Source organism: Streptomyces sp. NPDC033221, from assembly GCF_055577005.1.
Map to the genome: position 1 here is coordinate 235,747 of NZ_JBVIQN010000012.1, position 18,166 is coordinate 253,912.

Sequence of the window (18,166 nt, forward strand, 5' to 3'; positions counted from 1 at the left end):
CGCCCGAGAATGGGGGAGAGGGCCGTGGCGAGTTCAGCGAACGCAGGGAACTCCGTCAACTCGGAGACGTTCGACGTGGTGGTCGTCGGCGGCGGGCCGGCCGGCTCGACGCTGGCCACACTGGTGGCGAAACAGGGACACCGGGTGCTGGTGCTGGAGAAGGAGTTCTTCCCCCGCTACCAGATCGGCGAATCGCTGCTGCCGTCGACGGTGCACGGGGTGTGCCGGCTGACCGGGGTCGCGGACGACCTGGCGGCGGCGGGCTTCACGCGCAAGCGGGGCGGCACCTTCCGCTGGGGCGCGACCCCCGAGCCGTGGACGTTCTCCTTCTCCGTCTCGGAACGGATGGCGGGGCCCACGTCGTACGCGTACCAGGTGGAACGCTCGAAGTTCGACGAGATCCTGCTGCGCCACGCCGGCCGGTCGGGCGCGGTGGTGCGCGAGGGCTGCGCCGTCGCGGACGTCATCGAGGACACCGAGCGGGTCAGGGGCGTGCGCTACACCGACGCCGACGGTGTGCGGCGCGAGGCGTACGGGACGTACGTGGTGGACGCGTCGGGCAACAAGAGCCGCCTGTTCCAGCGGGTGGGCGGCGAGCGGAAGTACTCGGAGTTCTTCCGCAGCCTGGCGCTGTTCGGCTACTTCGAGGGCGGCAAGCGGCTGCCCGAGCCGAACTCCGGCAACATCCTCTCCGTCGCCTTCGACAGCGGCTGGTTCTGGTACATCCCGCTCAGCCCCACGCTGACCAGCGTCGGAGTGGTGGTACGGCGCGACATGGCGGACAAGGTCCAGGGCGACCGCGAACGGGCCCTCATGGCACTGATAGCCGAGTGCCCCCTGATATCGGAGTACCTCTCCGGCGCCACCCGGGTCACCGACGGCCAGTACGGCCAACTGCGCGTCCGCAAGGACTACTCGTACCACCAGACGACCTTCGCCCGCCCCGGCATGATGCTGGTGGGCGACGCGGCCTGCTTCGTGGACCCGGTGTTCTCCTCCGGCGTCCACCTGGCGACCTACAGCGGCCTGCTGGCCGCCCGCAGCATCAACAGCGCGCTGGCCGGACTGGTCGACGAGACGGTGGCCATGCGGGAGTTCGAAGCCCGCTACCGGCGTGAATACAGCGTCTTCTACGAGTTCCTGCTCTCGTTCTACGAGATGCACCACAGCGAGCAGTCCTACTTCTGGCGGGCGAAGAAGGTCACCCACCACGCCAGGTCCGAGATGGAGGCGTTCGTCGACCTGGTCGGCGGCGTCTCGTCGGGCGAGGCGGCGCTCACCGACGCCGAGTCGGTGGTGGAACGGCTGCGGGCCGACTCCGAGGAGTTCGCGGGCGCCGTGGACCAGCTGGCACACAGCGAGGACGGCAGCATGCTGCCGCTGTTCAAGTCCGCGGTGGTCAGCCAGGTCACACGGGAGGGCTCGCAGGTGCAGATGCGGGCACTGCTGGGCGCGGATGCCGAACCGGAGGCCCCCCTCGTCCCCGGCGGACTCGTCTCGTCCCCCGACGGCATGTTCTGGCTCCCCGCCAGCGGCGGCTGACCTCCAGGAAGGAAAGGATCCGCGGATGCCCGAGACACCCGAGATTCCCGCCCACTACCGGCGGGACCGCTTCGATCCGGTGCCCGAACTCGTCCGGATGGCCAGGGAGACACCCCTGGTCGAGACCGACGTGACCATCGGGCCCTCCCGGCAGCTGGGCTGGGTGGCCACCGGACACGCCGAGGTACGGGCGGTGCTCTCCGACGCCGAGCGGTTCAGCACCCGGCCGCCCGCCGACAGCGAGGAGGACGCGCAGAACCTGGTGCAGGCGGGCAACCTCCTCCAGTACGACCCGCCCGACCACACCCGGCTGCGCAAACTGCTCACGGCCGAGTACACGGTGCGGCGGATGCGCCGGCTGGAGCCCCGCGTCGAGGAGATCGTCACCGACTGCCTCGACACGATGGAGCGCATCGGGCGTCCCGCGGATCTCGTACGGTACTTCGCCTGGCCGATCCCGGGCCTGGTCAGCTGTGAGCTGCTCGGCGTACCCCGGGACGACCAGACGGAACTGGCGCGCTACCTCGACATCACCCGCGACGTCGGCCGCACCCAGGAACAGCAGCTCGCCGCCGGCAAGGCGTACTGGGCGTACATGGGGCAGCTCGCGGAGCGCCGCCGCCGCAGCCCCGGCGAGGACATGCTCGGGAACCTGGTACGCGAGCAGGGCACGGCCGTCTCCGATGCGGAGCTGGCGGGCATCGGCGCGACGGTGATGGCGGCCGGCTTCGAACAGGTCGCCAGCATCATCGGCCTGGGCACGCTCCTGCTGCTGGAACACCCCGACCAGCTCGCTCTCTGGCGCGACAACCCCGAGCTGACCGACCGCGCCGTGGAGGAGATGCTCCGCTACCTCACGGTCATCCACACCGCGTCACCCCGCACCGCGCTGGAAGACGTCACCATCGGCGACCAGAAGATCAAAGCGGGGGAGAGCGTGGCCTGTTCGCTCCTGGCCGCCAACCGTGTACCGGCCGCCGGCGAGCCCGAGGACCGCTTCGACATCACCCGGGAACCGACTCCGCACATGGCCTTCGGCCACGGCATCCACCACTGCCTCGGCGCGCCGCTGGCCAGGATGGAACTGCGCATCGCCTTCCCGGCACTGCTGCGCCGCTTCCCCGGCCTCCGGTTGGCCGTACCGCCCGAGCGGGTCCGCTTCCGGCCCGCCCGGTCACGTCAGTACGCCCTGGAATCACTGCCCGTCGAATGGTAGGAGGCGCAATGCCGGAGGAGACCCAGCACCAGTTCGACCACGCCCGCCGGGCGGGCTTCGGCCCGTCGGACGACATCCGTCAGCAGCGCGCCGAAGGCGCCATCATCAAGGAAGAGGTGGCCCCGGCACCCGGAGCCGCCACCGAGCCCATCTGGATGGCGCTGGGGTACGAAGCGGTCCGCCAGGTGATGGGCGACCACGTCCGCTTCAGCAACCAGCGCCGGTTCCGCGCCCAGGCCGTCCGCGGCGGCAGCAAGCACCGCCCGCAGGAGATGTCCGGCCACCTCATGGACTACGACCAGCCCGAACACACCAGGCTCCGCAAGATGCTCACACCGGAGTTCACGGTGCGCCGCATCCAGCGGCTCAAGCCGGTGACCGAGCAGATCGCGGAACGCTGCCTGGACGCCATGGAACGCGCCGGACAGCCCGCCGACCTCGTCGGCCTGTACGCGGGCCCGATCTCCGGCGCGGTGCTGTGCGAACTGCTCGGCGTACCCCGCGACGACCGGCGCGAGTTCCTGGTCAAGCACCAGTGGCAGCTGGAACAGGACCGCAGCCGCAAGGACCGGGCCGCCGCCCAGGCGTACACCTCCGGCTATCTCCGCGCCCTGGTCAAACGGCAGCGCAGGGAACCCGACGAGGGCTTCATCGGCCAGCTCATCCGCGACCACGGCGACAACTTCGACGACGAGGAACTGCTCGGCATCTGCGGCCTGATGGTGCTGGCCGGCCTCGACAACGTCACCGGCATGATCAGCCTCGGCGTACTGGCCCTCCTGGAACACCCGGACCAGCTCGCGATCCTGCTGGCGGACCCCGAGAAGAACGTGGACCGCGTGGTCGACGAACTGCTGCGCTTCCTGTCCGTGGCGCACGCGCCGACCCCGCGCACCGCCGTCGAGGACGTGGTCGTGGCCGGGCAGCTCATCAAGGCCGGGGAGGAGGTCGTCTGCTCGATCCCGATGGCCAACCGCGACCCGGCGCTCGGCCCCGACGTCGACCGGTTCGACGTGAACCGCGACCCGCTGCCGCACATCGCCTTCGGGCACGGCATCCACCACTGCATCGGCGCCGCACTCGGCCGGATGGAACTGCGCACCGCCTACCTGGCCCTGTGGCGGCGCTTCCCCGACCTGCGGCTGGCCGTCCCCGCCGCGGACGTGCCGCACAAGACGAACTCCATCGCCTACGGCCTGGAGCGCCTCCCGGTCGCCTGGTGACGGCCGGGACCGACCGGGGCGCGCGGCGCCCGGACACCCCGGAAATGAGGAGAGCACGATGGTCGAGGTACGGGTGGACCCGGAGATCTGCGCCGCTTCCGGCATGTGCAAGCTGCTGGTGCCCGCGGTCTTCGACCAGTCGGAGGAGGACGGCACGGTACGGCTCGCCGACGCGACGCCCCCCGAGGAACTGGCGGCGAAGGTGCGTACGGCGGCCCTGCGGTGCCCGGCCGGCGCCATCGCGGTGCACGAGAGGGAGACGGACGCTTCCGGCGCGTAACGCCACCGGACCCGGTGCGACGCCGGGCCACCGGAGAACACCACGAAAAACAGCTCCTGGTGGCCGGAATCCCCGGCCACCAGGAGCTTTCGCATCGCCACCGGGCACCGGCGCTACGGGCCACCGGCCTCCACCCGTACGGTGCCGGCCCGGCCCCCGGAGGGCCCGCCCGGCCCGGCCGCGGCCCCGGCCCGTACCGTACGCAGCCGCCGCGCGTCCGCGACCGTGGCACAGCCCGCCAGCCCCAGCGCGTCGGCCAGTTCGGCGGCCAGCAGGCCGAGCACCCGGTGCGCGCCCGCCTCCCCGGCAGCCGCGAGGCCCCACACCGGCGGACGCCCGACCAGCACCCCGGACGCGCCCAGCGCCAGCGCCTTGAGCACGTCCGTACCCGAGCGGACACCGCTGTCCAGCAGCACCTCGCAGCTCCCGCCGACCGCCTCGGCGATCTCGGGCAGCGCCTCTACGCTCGGCAGGGCACCGTCCAACTGACGACCTCCATGGTTGGACACCACGACGGCATCGACACCGAACTCCGCCGCACGCACCGCGTCCTCAGGCGCCAGCACCCCCTTGAGCAGCAGCGGCAGCCGGGTGTGCGCCCGCAGCTCCGCCACCTGGGACCAGGACAGGGCCGAGGAGAACTCCTGGCCGGTGTGCACGGCCACCGCCGAGACCCCGGCGGCGCGCCGATGGGCGGCCGAGGCGCCACCACCGTCGAGATGGACCGCCCGCACCCGCTCCGGCAGCGCGAACTCATTGCGAACGTCGCGCAGCCGCCGCCCCATCCAGGGCACATCCACGGTCAGCATCAGCGCCTCACAGCCGGCGTCCTCCGCGCGCCGCGCCAGCTCCAGTGCCCGCCCGGGCGCGCGCAGCCAGTACAGCTGGAACCAGACACGGCCGCCGAGCGCGGTGATCTCCTCCACCGGCACGGTGCCCAGCGTGCTCACCGTGAACGGCACGCCCGCCGCCTTCGCCGCCCGGGCCGCCGCCAGTTCACCGTCGGGATGCACCAAGGCCTGGTACGCCACCGGCGCCACCGCCACCGGCATCCGCGCCGGACGGCCCAGCAACGCGGCCTCGGCCGTGCACCGCGACACGTCCCGCAGCACCCGCGGCCGCACGAAGACCCGGTCGAACGCCTCCCGGTTGGCGGCCAGGGTGCACTCGCGTCCGCTGCCGCCCGCGATGAAGTCCCGCACCCCGGCAGGCAGCACCGCGGCGGCGGCACGCTCGATGTCCTCAAGGGTCAGGAGCGTGTCCGCCGCCGCGCCGCCGGGCGCCGGGTCCTCACAGGACACGCTGGCCCTTCTTCTCCAGCTCCACGGCCTCGTACAGCGCCTTGATGTTGGAGCTGCCGAACGTCTTCGCGCCCTGCCGCTCGATGATCTCGTAGAAGATCGTGCGCCGCGGGTGGGTGGAGGCGGTGAAGATCTGGAACAGCTGCCCGCCGTGGTCCTGGTCCGCCAGCAGACCGGTCGACCGCAGGTCGTCCAGACTGTGGTCGCTGAGCGCGATCCGCTCGCCCAGCAGGTCGTAGTACGCGGCGGGGGAGCTGAGGAACTCCACGCCGCGGCCGCCGAGGGTACGCACCGCGTGCACGGCGTCGTCACAGGAGAACGCGAGATGCTGGACCCCCGCCCCGTGGTGGCTCTTGAGGAAGTCGTCGATCTGCCCCGGGTCCGCCGTGGTGTCCGGCTCGATGAGCGTCAGGGTGACCCGGCCGGTGGGGCTCTGGACGACCTTGGAGTCCATCGCCTGGGCGCCCACGACGATGTGCTCCTCGAAGATCTCCCGGAAGCCGAGGGCCCGCCGGTAGTACTCGACGGTCGCGCCGAGGTCGCCGTTGTTCAGGCACACCGCGATGTGGTCCAGTTCGAGCAGCCCCACCTCGCTGGGCACCGGCTGCCGGGACTTGAGCGTCGGCACGAAGCCGACCGGCAGCCCGGGGCCCTCCTCCGGGGCACGTTGCACCAGCGTGTGCACCACATCGCCGAAGCCGCTCACGGTGGCCGTCACGCCGCCGCCGGGCTCGTGCCGGGCGGGCTCGCGCAGCGGCTGGGCGCCGTTGGCGACCGCGTGCGCGAAGGCCCCCTCGACGTCGGCGGTGCGCAGCGCGATGTCCGCGACGCCGTCGCCGTGCGCCGCGACGTACACCGACGCCGGGTGCCGGTCGGAGGTCGCCATGGTGAGCACCAGGGTGATCGTGCCGTGCCGCAGGGCGATGCTGCGGTGCTCGGCGGAGCCGCCGGTGCCGATGACGGTGAACGCGTACCGGTCGACCCAGGCGAACGCCGCCGCGTCCAGGTCGTCCACGTACATCTCGACGTAGTCGATCGCGAGATCGCTGACAGCAGCCGTTGCCGCTGTGGTTTTCGAAACTGTCATGAGAGTCCCCGTTTGAAGGAATGATCTGTCGACGTGGCTCGTCGAGCCGGCTCGCCTACCGGAGTGGACGGATTACCTGCCGCACGACCGGCACCGATGACCGGGCCGGCCTAATCCGTGGACCTCTTGGTGAGTTCGCCACTGCCGCCGGACAGCGGAAGGCGAACAATTTCGGTGGTGCCCGACATTACACCGGCACTACCGCTGTCGCACGTGTCAAGAAAGAGGCCCCGACCGGCCGGCCGACGCGGTATCACCTTGACCCCGTAAGCGCCCACGGCAACCATTGCTGTTGATCCGGCCCTGGGGGATGCTGAGGGCGCGGCGCGCACGGGCGCCCGCCGTACTCCTTCCTGACCGACAGAAGGCAGCCATGGAAATCATGCAACCGGAAATCGCCGCAGCCGAGCTGAATAGCGCGACGCTGCACGCTTCGCTGGCCGACGCCTCGATGGAGTCCATGAATCTTCTGAATCAGATCGCCGACACCTATCCGGAAGCGATCTCTTTCGCCGCGGGACGGCCGTACGAAGGATTTTATGACGCTTCCCAGGTGCATGAATACCTCCAGATCTTCTGCGCACACCTGGGCGCCGAGCGCCGGATGACGGAAGCGGAAATCGCCCGGACCCTCTTCCAGTACGGCGAGACGAAAGGGATCATCGCCGGACTGATCGCGCGGAGCCTGGCCGTGGACGAGGGCATCGAGGCCGTGGACGGGTCCGTGGTCGTCACGGTCGGCTGCCAGGAGGCGATGTTCCTCGTACTGCGCGCCCTGCGCGCCGACAGCCGCGACGCCGTGCTCGCGCCCCGGCCCACCTACGTAGGCCTGACCGGCGCCGCGCTCCTCGCCGACCTGCCCGTACTGCCGGTGCACACCGGGGAACACGGCATCGACCTGGACGACCTCCTCGCCCAGCTGCGTCGCGCGCGGGCCGCGGGCCGGCGGGTACGCGCCTGTTACGTGACGCCCGACTTCGCCAACCCCGTGGGCGCCAGCATGGAACTGTCCGAACGGCACCGGCTGCTGGAGATCGCCGAGCGGGAGAACCTCCTGCTGCTGGAGGACAACGCCTACGGCGTCTTCCACACCTCCGCCGAGCGGCCGCCGACGCTGAAGTCCCTGGACCGCAACCGCCGGGTCGTCTACCTGGGCTCGTTCGCCAAGACCGGGGTCCCCGGGGCGCGGGTGGGGTACGTGGTCGCCGACCAGCGGGTGACCGGCGACGGCACCGACGGGCTGTTCGCCGACGAACTGTCGAAGATCAAAAGCATGCTCACCGTCAACACCTCACCCATCGCCCAGGCGGTCATCGGCGGCAAACTGCTCAGCCACGGATGCAGCATGGTCGAGGCCAACCGCCGCGAGACGGACGTCTACCGGCGCAACCTCAACCAGGTCCTCGCCGGACTGACCCGGCGCTTCGCCGACTGCCCCGGCGTCACCTGGAACGAGCCGACCGGCGGCTTCTTCGTCGTCCTGAGCGTGCCGTTCATCGTCACCGACGCCTTCCTGGAGCACGCGGCCCGCCGGCACGGCGTGCTGTTCACCCCCATGCACCACTTCTACGGCGCGTCCGCGCAGTGCCGCCAACTCCGGCTCTCCATCAGCACCCTGACCCCCGAACGCATCGAGAAGGGCCTCGACCGGCTCGCCGCGCTCATCACCGAACGGCTCCGCGCCAACGGCAATGAAGCGGCCCACGAGGCAGGTGCGGCGGACGGAGCCGCCACCCCGTCCGCCGCACCCGCCGCCCCGCGCCCGGACGGTGCCCGGTGATCCGCACCCTCGCCGTCGTCGGCACCGGGCTGATCGGCACCTCCCTGGCGCTCGCCGCGGCCCGCCAGGGCGTCACGGTCCATCTCCAGGACAGCGACCCGTCCGCCGTACGGACCGCCGCCGCGCTGGGCGCCGGCATACCGGGACCGCCGCCCGAACCGGTGGACCTGGCCGTGATCGCCGTCCCGCCCAGCCTCGTCGCCACCGTCCTCGCCCACCACCAGACACGCGGGCTGGCCAGCACCTACACCGACGTCGCCAGCGTGAAGTACGAGCCGGAACGGGCGATCCTGGCCGGGGCGCCCGACCCGACCCGCTACATCGGCGGCCACCCGCTGGCCGGCCGCGAACGCTCCGGCCCGCTCGCGGCCCGCGTGGACCTCTTCCAGGACCGCGTCTGGGTACTCACCCCGTCCCGGCTCACCTCCCGCACCGCCCTGGACCGCGCCCTCGCCCTGATCGGACTCTGCGGAGCCGTACCGCTGGTCATGCAGAGCAAGGCGCACGACGACGCGGTGGCGCTCACCTCCCACGTGCCGCACGTGGTGTCCAGCCTGATGGCGGCCCGGCTCGGCAGCGGCCCGCCCCAGGCGCCGCGGCTGGCCGGCCAGGGACTGCGCGACGTCACCCGGATCGCCGGCGGCGACTCCCGGCTCTGGAGCGACATACTCCAGTCCAACGCCGGTGCCGTCGCCGGCGTCCTCACCGACCTCCAGTCCGACCTCGCCGAACTCCTCATCGCCCTCCGCGACCTGGCCGGACCGGCCGGCCGGCACAGCGCGCAGAGCCTGGGCACCGTCGTGGATCTCCTCGACCGGGGCATCACCGGACTCGACGGGATATCCGCCGGCCACCCCGGCCACCCGCCGCGCTCCGCTTCCGTACGCGTCCGGATCACCGACCGCCCCGGCGAACTCGCCCGCCTCCTCACCGCCACCACCGACCTGGGCGTCGGCCCCGAGGACGCCGAAGTACGCCCCGGCGACGGCGCACCCGGTGACCTGACGGTCCGGCTCGCCGTCCCCGCAGCCGTGACCGGCCCCCTGCTCGCCCGCGTCACCGCGGAAGGGTGGGACGCCGAGACGGACGGCCGCCCGGCGCGCGCCACGAGCGGGTGAACCTATTCCACCCGCGTCCCGGGCTCGTAGACGAACGGCTGCGTGGTCGTCACCCACGTGAACCCGCGCTTCAGCAAGGTGGGTTCGGATGTGGGCAGCGCGTCGACGAACGCATGGGTACGGCCGCGCGCGCAAGCCTCCCGCAGCCGGGCGGCGACCAGTGCCGTGAACAGCCCCCGCTTCCGGTACGCCGGCCTGGTCCGCCCGCCGGCCAGCTCGGCGAAAGCACCGCCCGGCCGGTAATGCACCCGCCCGCACGCCGCCGGCACACCGTCCACGTAAGCGACGTGGACACTCATGTCCGCGGGAGCGTCCCGCAGCCCCAGCTCAAGCTGCCGCCGCTCCTCCTCGACACGACGACGCCCCACGTCCCGCGAGATCGTGGCGACATCGTCCAGCCCCCGCGCGTCCCCGACCCGCCGGATCTCGTACGCCGGAGCCCCGAAGGCCGCCGCCGTCTCCTCGCTCACCGGCAGCACCAGCACCTTCTCCGCGTCCTCCGGCTCGAATCCGGCAGCGCGCAGCCGACGGTCCATCCCGGCCGGGACGTCATGGCCGTACAGCTTCCACTCCAACGCGTAGCCGAGAGCGCCGGCACGGGCGGTCTCCGCGCGGATGACGCCGTCGGCATCCTCCTCCGCACAGCGCGCGTACACGATCCGGCACTCCGACCCGTCCGCAGCGACCTCCCGCACGACCCCACTGTCCGGGTCGGCCGTACCGGAAGCCCGGCGCTCCTCGTCAAGGCCCGTGAGCAGGCCGGCGATCTCACTTGACTTCATGCGTGACGTTTCCTCACAGAGCAGCGGGCAGACCCACGACGGCGAAGAGGCCGGGGCCGAAAACAGTGACCTCCGCGATACGGTCGTCCTCGACGCGGAGCACTTCGAGGCCGTGGGCATGGTGGGCGGCCTCGTCCGGCCCCCGGGCATAGAGCGCGACAGCGGGCTGCCGGTTCATCCAGGTGGGCACGCAGCGGACGCCCGGTGGCACGGCGAGCCGGGCACAGCCTGCACCCTCCCTCAAGACGGCGGCAAGCGCATTTTCATCCGCCCCCTCCAGCGCCTCCACATAGCGCCGAAGCACAGCACTCCCACCCGAGCCCGCCGCGCCCACAGCCTTCCGGTCCCGCACCCTGGGCCGGGCCCGCTGCAACGCACTGTTCACCGCCGCCACACTGACCCCCAATGCGGTGGCCGTCTCCCGCGCCGACCAGCCCAGCACTTCCCGCAGCACGAACACGGCCCGCTGACGCGGCGGCAGTAACTGGAGCGCCGCCACAAAAGCCAGCCCGATCGTTTCCGCGGCGACCACCTCACCCGCCTCGGGCTCCTGGGTGATCACCTGGTCCAGTAACGTGTCCGGACACGGCTGCACCTCCGGTAACCCGCCCGTCGGCGGGGTGCGCGGACGGGCGGCCAGGTGGTCCAGGCACGCGTGGGTCGCCACGCGATACAGCCACGTACGGAACGTCGCGTGGCCGGCGAAGGACTCCCGCTCACGCCAGGCGCGTAACAGCGTCTCCGTCACCAGCTCGCCGGACTCCTCGAACGACCCCAGCAACCGGTAACAGTGCACCTGCAACTCCGCCCGGTACCGCGCCACCAGCCGGGAGAACGCGGTCGCGTCCTCACCCACCGCCTCTCCGCCGCCCATCGGAGCCTCCTGTACGCACGATGTCGCCTTGGGCAGCGAGGGTACTGACGTCGCGTGAACGGGTGTTCCTCCCGGGGGCCCGGTCGAAGTGATACCTCAGGGGGCTGGGCCTGATTTGTGGGTTCACCCTGTAGGGGTTGGCCTGTCTCGCGCTGCGCGCGAGGGGTGGCGCTTCGCGCCGGGTTCGCATGGGTTGTTTGGTGGGTGCGGGTGCGCGCAGCCCCACTACCCGCCCCGCACAACCCCAGCCCGTCCGGCGTTTGAGGACACCTGAACCGCACCCCCCACGGTGGGAAAGCCAAACCTCAAAACAACGCGCGCAAAGCGCGCATCTCAGCCGAGTTCCAAACTGGTCACCGCATACCCCCGCTCCCCACGAACCGGCGCAACCTCCCCCGTATACATCCGCATCGTGTGCGAGTCCGGGACCAGCCCCCGGGACAGGGCCAGGGCGCTCGCGCTGTGGTGCGGGTCGGGTATGTCGACGTGCACCGTGTCGTCGGCGCCCATATGAGAGATCAGCGCGTCGAAGAGCGCCTCGGCCCCCCGGGACGTGTCGGCGAAGAGCGGGCCGAGGCGGTATCCGTCGCGGGCGGGACGGATGATGCCGTATCCCGCGATGCGCCCGTCCCGTACCTGCGCGTACGCGTGGTGGCCGGGGGCGGTGAGCCAGCGGGAGAGGAACGCGCGCCGGTCGGCCGGGAAGCACTGCCGGTCGTACGCGGCTATCTCGTCGAGGTGGTCGGCGGTGACGGACACGACCGGCACCGCTGGCGTGCCGGGCCGCACGGGGCGCCCGCGGTAGCGCGTGGTCCGGTAGGCGGTGCTGAAGCCGGAGCGCCGGTAGGTGGCTTCCTGGGCCGGGACCGCGTCCAGCCCGATGGTCCGGCCCTCGGCGTGCCGGATCGCGGCGCGCCAGGTGGCCATGCCGAGTCCGCGGCCGCGGAAGTCGGGGTGTACCAGGTAGTAGCCCAGGAACGCGTAGTCCGGGGAGTAGTTGACGACGGAGACCGACGCGACGAGCTGCCCGTCGAGGAGGCCGATGAAGAAGCCGTCCGGGTCGGTGGCGTGGAAGCAGTCGGTGTCGACGAGGCCGGGGTTCCAGCCTTCGTCGGCGGCCCATTGGGCGACGTCGCGCCATTCTTCCAGCGTGGCGGGGCGCACGGTGAACTCACCGGCCGGGACGCCCGGGTCCGCGGTGATCATCGCGGCGGCGGCGCCGGGCGCGGCGGCCGTGTCGTCGGTGGTGGCGTTCTGGTGGGGGATCTCACCGGGGGTGGTCATACCTGGTGTACGTCCTTGGCTGTCGGGCCCCGCCGCCGTACGGGGCGGCGGGACGGAGGTGCGGAGGGGACGCCGGGCCGGCCGCCCTGGTCAGGGGTGGCCGGCCCGGCCGGGCGTCCGCGCGTCCGGGCGCCCGTGCCGACGTGGCGTCGCGTCAGATCAGGTCCATCGCGGCCACTTCGTCGGGCCGACCGTAACTGACCGGTCCCTGGAACCGCCGCCGGGCGGTGGCGAACCACCACACCGTGGCGATGACGAGCACCACGCCCAGCGCGATCGGCGCGTAGTTGAACGATTCCGCGGTGATCGGCGACGCCTGCGGCAGCATGAACAGCACGCTGCTGATCACGATCCAGGTCACCGCGACGGCCGCGACCAGCTTGCCGTACCGGCCCAGGTTCCACGGCCCGGGCTGGAACGTGTCCAGCCGCAGCCGCAGGAAGATCGGCACCGCGTAGGCGAGGAAGAGCCCGACGACGTTGACGCTGACGACGGCGGTGAACGCGGTGTGCGACCACCAGCCGGGGATGACGAGGACCAGGGAGCAGGCCGCGGCCAGCCAGACCGCCTTGACGGGGGTGCGGGTGCGGGTGGAGACGGAGTGCCACCACCGGGAGCCGGGCATCGCGCCGTCCCGGGAGAAGGCGAAGATCTGCCGGGTGTTGCTGGTCATGTTGGCCAGCCCGCAGAAGAGCATCGCGCCGATCACGATCAGCAGCAGGAATTTGGCGGTGCCGGTGCCGAGCGCGTCGATGAGGATCTGTACCGGCGGCGCCTCGGCGGCCGCCGCGCCCGCGTAGTCGCGGATCGCGAAGACCAGGGCGAGCATGAGGACGAGGCCGGCGATCGCGGAGTAGCCGATGGCCCGCATGATGCCCTTGGGCGCGTTGACGGTGGCCTGGACCGTTTCCTCGGACATGTGGAAGCTGCCGTCGAACCCGGTGAACGTCCAGCTGGTGACGAGAAGGCCGAGCATCGCGCCGTACAGGCCGTTGGTGAAGCCGGTGTTGTTGACGAAGTGGGTCACGAACGACGGCGACTGGTGGTGCGAGGGCAGTGCGACCAGCGCCGCGACGATGACGACCAGGCCGATCAGCAGCCACCACACGGAGATACGATTCAGCACCGCGACCAGCTGCACCGTGAAGGTGTTGGCGAGCGCCTGGACGACCAGGATCGCCGCGGTGATCAGGACCGCGCGCTGCGGGGTGGCCTCGTAGGACGGCCACTGCATGGCGATGAAGGCCTGGATGAAGGTGGCCGCCGCGTAGCCGGTGGCGGCCGTGCCGCCGACCTGGCCGACGAAGTTGAGCCAGCCCGTGTACCAGGACCAGGCGCCGCGGTGCCGCTTGGCCAGCTTACCGGCCGAGAAGTACAGCGCGCCGCTGGTGGGATAGGCGGAGGCGATCTCCGCCATCGAGGCGCCGACGAACAGCACCATCGCGGCGACGGCTATCCAGCCGAAGACCAGGATCACCGGTCCGCCGGCGTTCATTCCGAACCCGAAGGAGGAGAAGATCCCGGACAGGATGTTGATGATGGTGAAAGAGATGGCGAAATTGTCGAACGCGCGGAACCGCCGGGTCAGTTTCCGCGGGTAGCCCATGGCGTGCAGCGTCGCGTCGTCGTCGAGGGTGACGGGATCCGCGGCGCGGCGGGTTCTCGTACGGGCGGGGGACACGGGATCGGACACAACCGCAACCTTTCTGGTGGGGGACAGGAAGACATCGGCGCGGAGCGTCGATACGCGGTGTCGGCACCTGTCTTCGGGGCGTACCGGGGCGCAGGGGGGCGGCCTCCGGCAGGCCGGGGGATCGGGGTACGGCGAAGGACGGACGGCGGCTTGCTGACCAGGTGAGCGGCGGACAGCGGGCCGTACGCCCGGCAAGCGGCGGACAGCCGCCACGAGTCAACGGGCGGCGACCGGCCCACGGCACACCGGACACCCGGCACCCGGCCGGCACCACACCACACAACCGGCGACCGGCGGCGGCCACCACCCTGGCCCCCGCCGCCCCCGCGACCACCGACCGGGAGGTCAGGGAGCATCGGGCACCGGCAGACCGCACGCGCGTCTCGCCTTGTTCAGCTGCTCCTCCGGGTCGCCGAAGACGCTCCACGGCATACGGGAGGCGTACGGGCCCATGGCCGTGAAGACCGCCCGCGCCTCGAAGGAGCACTGCGCCATGTGCAGTGCGTGTGCCAGGTAGGCGAGGTCGAGGACCGGTGTGAAGCGGTATCCGGCGACGTGCGGCAGCCAGTTGCGGTAGACGCTCAGGGCGGTGGCCTTCCACTGCGGCTGTTCCCAGGTGCGTTCGGCCAGCAGCGAGTCGGGGTTGTAGCCGTCCACCAGGGCGACCAGGGGCAGCAGCCGCAGCGGTGAGGAGGACGGTGCCCGCTGGCTGAGGAACGCGGCGACGTCCCAGGACGCGTTCGCCTCGCCCCCGTACCGCGGGAAGAAGAACGACAGGAAGCGGTGGTGGCCCTCGCGGTTCCAGGGGTCGAGCCGCAGGATGTGGGAGAAGAGCGACCAGGGGCCGGGCGGCGCGGTGAGCAGCCCTTGCGGGGCGGGGTCGCGGGGCTGTTGCAGGCGGGCCAGGGTCAGTTTGGCGGACCACGGTGTGGGGTCGTCGGGCGCCGTCTCGGCGGCGCGGTCGCAGGCGGCCACGGCGATCCGGCCGAGGGCCTCGGCCCGCCGGTCGCCGCCGTCGGCCGCGCGGACGGCCCGCAGTACCGCGACCCGCGCCCACAGCAGGGCCGCTTCCCGGCCGGGTTCCTCGGCCAGCCAGCGTTCCGCCAGGTCCGAATCGGCGGCTTCGGAGGCCAGCACCAGGGAGCGGTGCGCGCGTACGCCGTGGTCCCCGCGCGCTTCCCGGAGGATTTCGCGCGCGCCGAAGTAGCGGCCCGCCCGGATGTCCACACAGGCCCGTGCGAGCTGGAGGTCATCGGCTGCCGGATGCCACACGTACTGCCCCTCGAATAACCCAGCGGTCATGTCCCCTGCCGCTCCTGCCGTTCTGCCGGTGAGGTCGGCCACCAGCGCATTTTCAGCCATGCCGAAATCAACCGGTACGCACTGTTCCCCCAGTTCCACCGGCAGTGCCACACCCTACTCAGCGGCTACTCGGTTCGAAACTGGTGATCGTAATTACCTGACTCCGCTTCGAAACCGGGCGCGACAATGCCGGTGAAATCGGTCGATCATGCGGCGGCAAAAAACGAACAGTATGCAATTGGCATATGCCAGATCCCTGAAGGGGCGCCGGCCGGCAAGGTTTCGGCCGGACGTGTCGCCCACGGCTCGGCTCGGACGGTGGCGGACCGGTATGGGCGGTGCGGGCACGATATGCCCGGCGCGGCGGGAACGAAGGGGCGTCCTCCGTCTGTTCACATCCCACCCCGCGGGTTTTCACCCGGGCGTCACGGCGTCTTCCCACGGCCTCGTTCCTCTTGGAACACTCCAGTCGCGCCCGTAGCCGCCCATCCCAAGGGGTCATTTCAGCCATGCCAGAACTCAACCGGCGCCGGTTCCTGCAACTCACCGGCGGGGCCACCGCGTTCACCGCGCTGTCGCAGAGCATCGCCCGCGCCGCCGCGATCCCCGCCGACCGCCGCACCGGCACCATCGAGGACGTCGAGCACATCGTCGTACTGATGCAGGAGAACCGTTCCTTCGACCATTACTTCGGCACCCTGCGCGGCGTACGGGGCTTCGGTGACCCGCGGCCGGTGACGCTGCCCAGCGGCAAGCCGGTCTGGCACCAGGCCGACGGCAAGGGCAAGGAGGTGCTGCCGTTCCGGCCGCAGACCAAGGATGACTATCTGGGGCTGACCTTCATCGAGGACCTCAACCACGACTGGAAGGGCAGCCACCGGGCGTTCAACAACGGCCGGTACGACCAGTGGATCCCGGCCAAGACGGCCACGACGATGGCGCACCTGGCACGCAAGGACATCCCGTTCCACTTCGCGCTGGCCGACACCTTCACCGTCTGCGACGCGTACCACTGCTCGTTCATCGGCTCCACCGACCCGAACCGCTACTACCTGTGGACCGGCTACACGGGCAACGACGGCAAGGGCGTCGGTGACCCCAGCGGCCCGGTCCTGGGCAATGACGAGAAGGGGTACAGCTGGACCACATACCCCGAGCGGCTGGAGGCCGAGGGGGTGTCCTGGAAGATCTACCAGGACATCGGGGACGGCCTCGACGCGGCCGGCAGCTGGGGCTGGCTCAAGAACGACCCCTACCGGGGCAATTACGGCGACAACTCCCTGCTGTACTTCAACAGCTACCGCAACGCCAAGCCCGGCGACCCGCTCTACGAGAAGGCCCGGCGGGGCTCGGACGTGAAGGGCGGCGGACAGCTCCTCGACGACCTGCGGGCGGACGTCAGGAACAAGCGGCTGCCGAAGGTCTCCTGGATCGCCTGCCCCGAGGCGTACACCGAGCACCCGAGCTGGCCCGCCAACTACGGTGCCTGGTACATCTCCCAGGTGCTGGACGTGCTGACCTCCGATCCGAAGGTGTGGAGCAAGACGGCCCTGTTCATCACCTACGACGAGAACGACGGCTTCTTCGACCACGTCGTCCCGCCGTACCCGCCCGCCGACGCCAACCAGGGCCGCTCCACGGTCTCCACCGAACAGGAGCTGTACCCCGGCGGCGGCGGATACCAGGCCGGCTCCTACGGTCTCGGCCAGCGCGTGCCGATGCTGGTCGTCTCGCCGTGGAGCACCGGCGGATACGTCTGCTCCGAGACCTTCGACCACACCTCGGTCATCCGGTTCATGGAACGCCGCTTCGGCGTGTCCGAGCCGCACATCTCGAAGTGGCGGCGCACCGTCTGCGGCGACCTGACCTCGGCGTTCGACTTCAGCGGTACGGGGAGGCCGGGCGCGTTGCCGGACACCGGCGGCTACACGCCGATCCACCCCCGGCCCGCCGACTTCCATCCTCAGCCGCCGGCCGCGGGCAGCCTGCCCAAGCAGGAGCGTGGCGCGCGCCCCACCCGCCCGCTGCCCTACGCGCCGTATGTGGACGGTGCCGCCGACACCGCCGCCGGGAAGTACCGCCTGACCTTCAGCGGCGGCGACGCCGCCGGCGCGCAGTTCTACGTGACCGCGCCGAACCGCGGTGACGGCCCGTGGACGTACACCACCGAGCGCGGCAAAAGGGATTCCGACACCTGGAACACGGCCTACTCGAAGGGCACGTACGACCTGACGGTGTTCGGCCCGAACGGCTTCGTGCGCACCTTCCGGGGACCGGGCAGGACGGCGGGACCCGAGGTGACCGCGCGGCACAACAGCGCCACCGGCAACCTCGACCTGGCCCTGACCAACGCGGGTGACGGCACCCGCACGCTCACGATCACCGACGCGTACGGCGGCGCCCCGCACCGGGTCACCGTGCGCCCGGGGCAGCGGGTGACCCACACCGTGGACTCGCGGGCGGGCAAGCGCTGGTACGACGTGAGCGTGGTCTGCGACGCGGACCGCACCTTCCTGCGCCGGTTCGCCGGGCACGTGGAGAACGGGAAGGCCGGGGTGAGCGACCCCGCGATCCGCACTGTGTGAGCCGTACGGCCACCGCGCCGCCCCTCCCGTGTGCGGGGAGGGGCGGCCCTTCGCGCTGTCCGGATCATGGCGGTTTCCGCTTGGCATGTGCGCGATATC

At 71.2% G+C, this 18,166-nt stretch carries 14 protein-coding genes; 7 read left to right on the forward strand and 7 right to left on the reverse strand.

The annotated features are described in order from the left end of the window. The first annotated feature begins 9 nt into the window (after window positions 1-9). The 4 genes from ACZ53K_RS18610 to ACZ53K_RS18625 are packed head-to-tail and all read left to right on the forward strand — an operon-like array spanning window position 10 to window position 4,261. Complete coding sequence (locus tag ACZ53K_RS18610; protein ID WP_468837409.1) at window positions 10-1,542, forward strand: tryptophan 7-halogenase; 1,533 nt, start codon at window positions 10-12, stop codon at window positions 1,540-1,542. 25 nt (window positions 1,543-1,567) lie between these two features. Continuing rightward, entirely contained in the window at window positions 1,568-2,758 is a 1,191-nt protein-coding gene (locus ACZ53K_RS18615) for a cytochrome P450 (protein WP_468837412.1), read from the forward strand. A gap of 8 nt (window positions 2,759-2,766) precedes the next feature. Next, entirely contained in the window at window positions 2,767-3,981 is a 1,215-nt protein-coding gene (locus ACZ53K_RS18620; protein WP_468837415.1) for a cytochrome P450, read from the forward strand. 58 nt (window positions 3,982-4,039) lie between these two features. After that, window positions 4,040-4,261, forward strand: coding sequence for a ferredoxin (locus ACZ53K_RS18625; RefSeq protein ID WP_468837417.1), 222 nt, complete (start codon window positions 4,040-4,042; stop codon window positions 4,259-4,261). Window positions 4,262-4,374: 113 nt separating this feature from the next. On the opposite strand, the gene ACZ53K_RS18630 is transcribed toward ACZ53K_RS18625, so the two are convergent. After that, entirely contained in the window at window positions 4,375-5,562 is a 1,188-nt protein-coding gene (locus tag ACZ53K_RS18630; RefSeq protein ID WP_468837420.1) for an alpha-hydroxy acid oxidase, read from the reverse strand. Beyond that, complete coding sequence (gene hppD / locus ACZ53K_RS18635; protein ID WP_468837423.1) at window positions 5,552-6,649, reverse strand: 4-hydroxyphenylpyruvate dioxygenase; 1,098 nt, start codon at window positions 6,647-6,649, stop codon at window positions 5,552-5,554. Before hppD ends, ACZ53K_RS18630 begins: the two co-directional genes overlap by 11 nt. A 373-nt stretch (window positions 6,650-7,022) precedes the next feature. Between hppD and ACZ53K_RS18640 the strand changes: the two genes are divergently transcribed. Both ACZ53K_RS18640 and ACZ53K_RS18645 read left to right on the forward strand, forming a co-directional pair. Further along, window positions 7,023-8,429 carry an aminotransferase-like domain-containing protein gene (locus ACZ53K_RS18640; protein WP_468837426.1) on the forward strand — a complete coding sequence of 469 codons (1,407 nt, stop codon included), beginning with the start codon at window positions 7,023-7,025 and terminating at the stop codon, window positions 8,427-8,429. Next, on the forward strand, window positions 8,426-9,547 hold the full coding sequence (locus ACZ53K_RS18645) for a prephenate dehydrogenase (protein WP_468837429.1): 1,122 nt from the start codon (window positions 8,426-8,428) through the stop codon (window positions 9,545-9,547). The genes ACZ53K_RS18640 and ACZ53K_RS18645 overlap by 4 nt, the downstream gene beginning before the upstream one ends. A gap of 2 nt (window positions 9,548-9,549) precedes the next feature. Here the strand turns inward: ACZ53K_RS18645 and ACZ53K_RS18650 are convergent, their stop codons facing one another. The 5 genes from ACZ53K_RS18650 to ACZ53K_RS18670 form a co-directional block, all read right to left on the reverse strand. After that, window positions 9,550-10,329, reverse strand: a complete 780-nt coding sequence (locus ACZ53K_RS18650) for a GNAT family N-acetyltransferase (RefSeq protein WP_468837432.1) — start codon at window positions 10,327-10,329, stop codon at window positions 9,550-9,552. Window positions 10,330-10,342: 13 nt separating this feature from the next. Beyond that, window positions 10,343-11,203, reverse strand: a complete 861-nt coding sequence (locus ACZ53K_RS18655) for a sigma-70 family RNA polymerase sigma factor (protein WP_468837435.1) — start codon at window positions 11,201-11,203, stop codon at window positions 10,343-10,345. Between the two features lie 333 nt (window positions 11,204-11,536). Continuing rightward, the gene (locus ACZ53K_RS18660) at window positions 11,537-12,487 is read right to left on the reverse strand and encodes a GNAT family N-acetyltransferase (RefSeq protein ID WP_468837438.1); all 951 of its coding nucleotides are present in this window, start codon (window positions 12,485-12,487) and stop codon (window positions 11,537-11,539) included. Window positions 12,488-12,641: 154 nt separating this feature from the next. Continuing rightward, window positions 12,642-14,093: an amino acid permease gene (locus ACZ53K_RS18665; protein ID WP_468837524.1), complete on the reverse strand. Its 1,452-nt coding sequence runs from the start codon at window positions 14,091-14,093 to the stop codon at window positions 12,642-12,644. A gap of 432 nt (window positions 14,094-14,525) precedes the next feature. Then, window positions 14,526-15,482 carry a hypothetical protein gene (locus ACZ53K_RS18670; protein WP_468837441.1) on the reverse strand — a complete coding sequence of 319 codons (957 nt, stop codon included), beginning with the start codon at window positions 15,480-15,482 and terminating at the stop codon, window positions 14,526-14,528. A gap of 509 nt (window positions 15,483-15,991) precedes the next feature. Between ACZ53K_RS18670 and ACZ53K_RS18675 the strand changes: the two genes are divergently transcribed. After that, a complete protein-coding gene (locus tag ACZ53K_RS18675) occupies window positions 15,992-18,067 on the forward strand; it encodes a phosphocholine-specific phospholipase C (RefSeq protein ID WP_468837444.1) in 2,076 nt (691 codons plus the stop codon). Window positions 18,068-18,166: the final 99 nt, after the last annotated feature.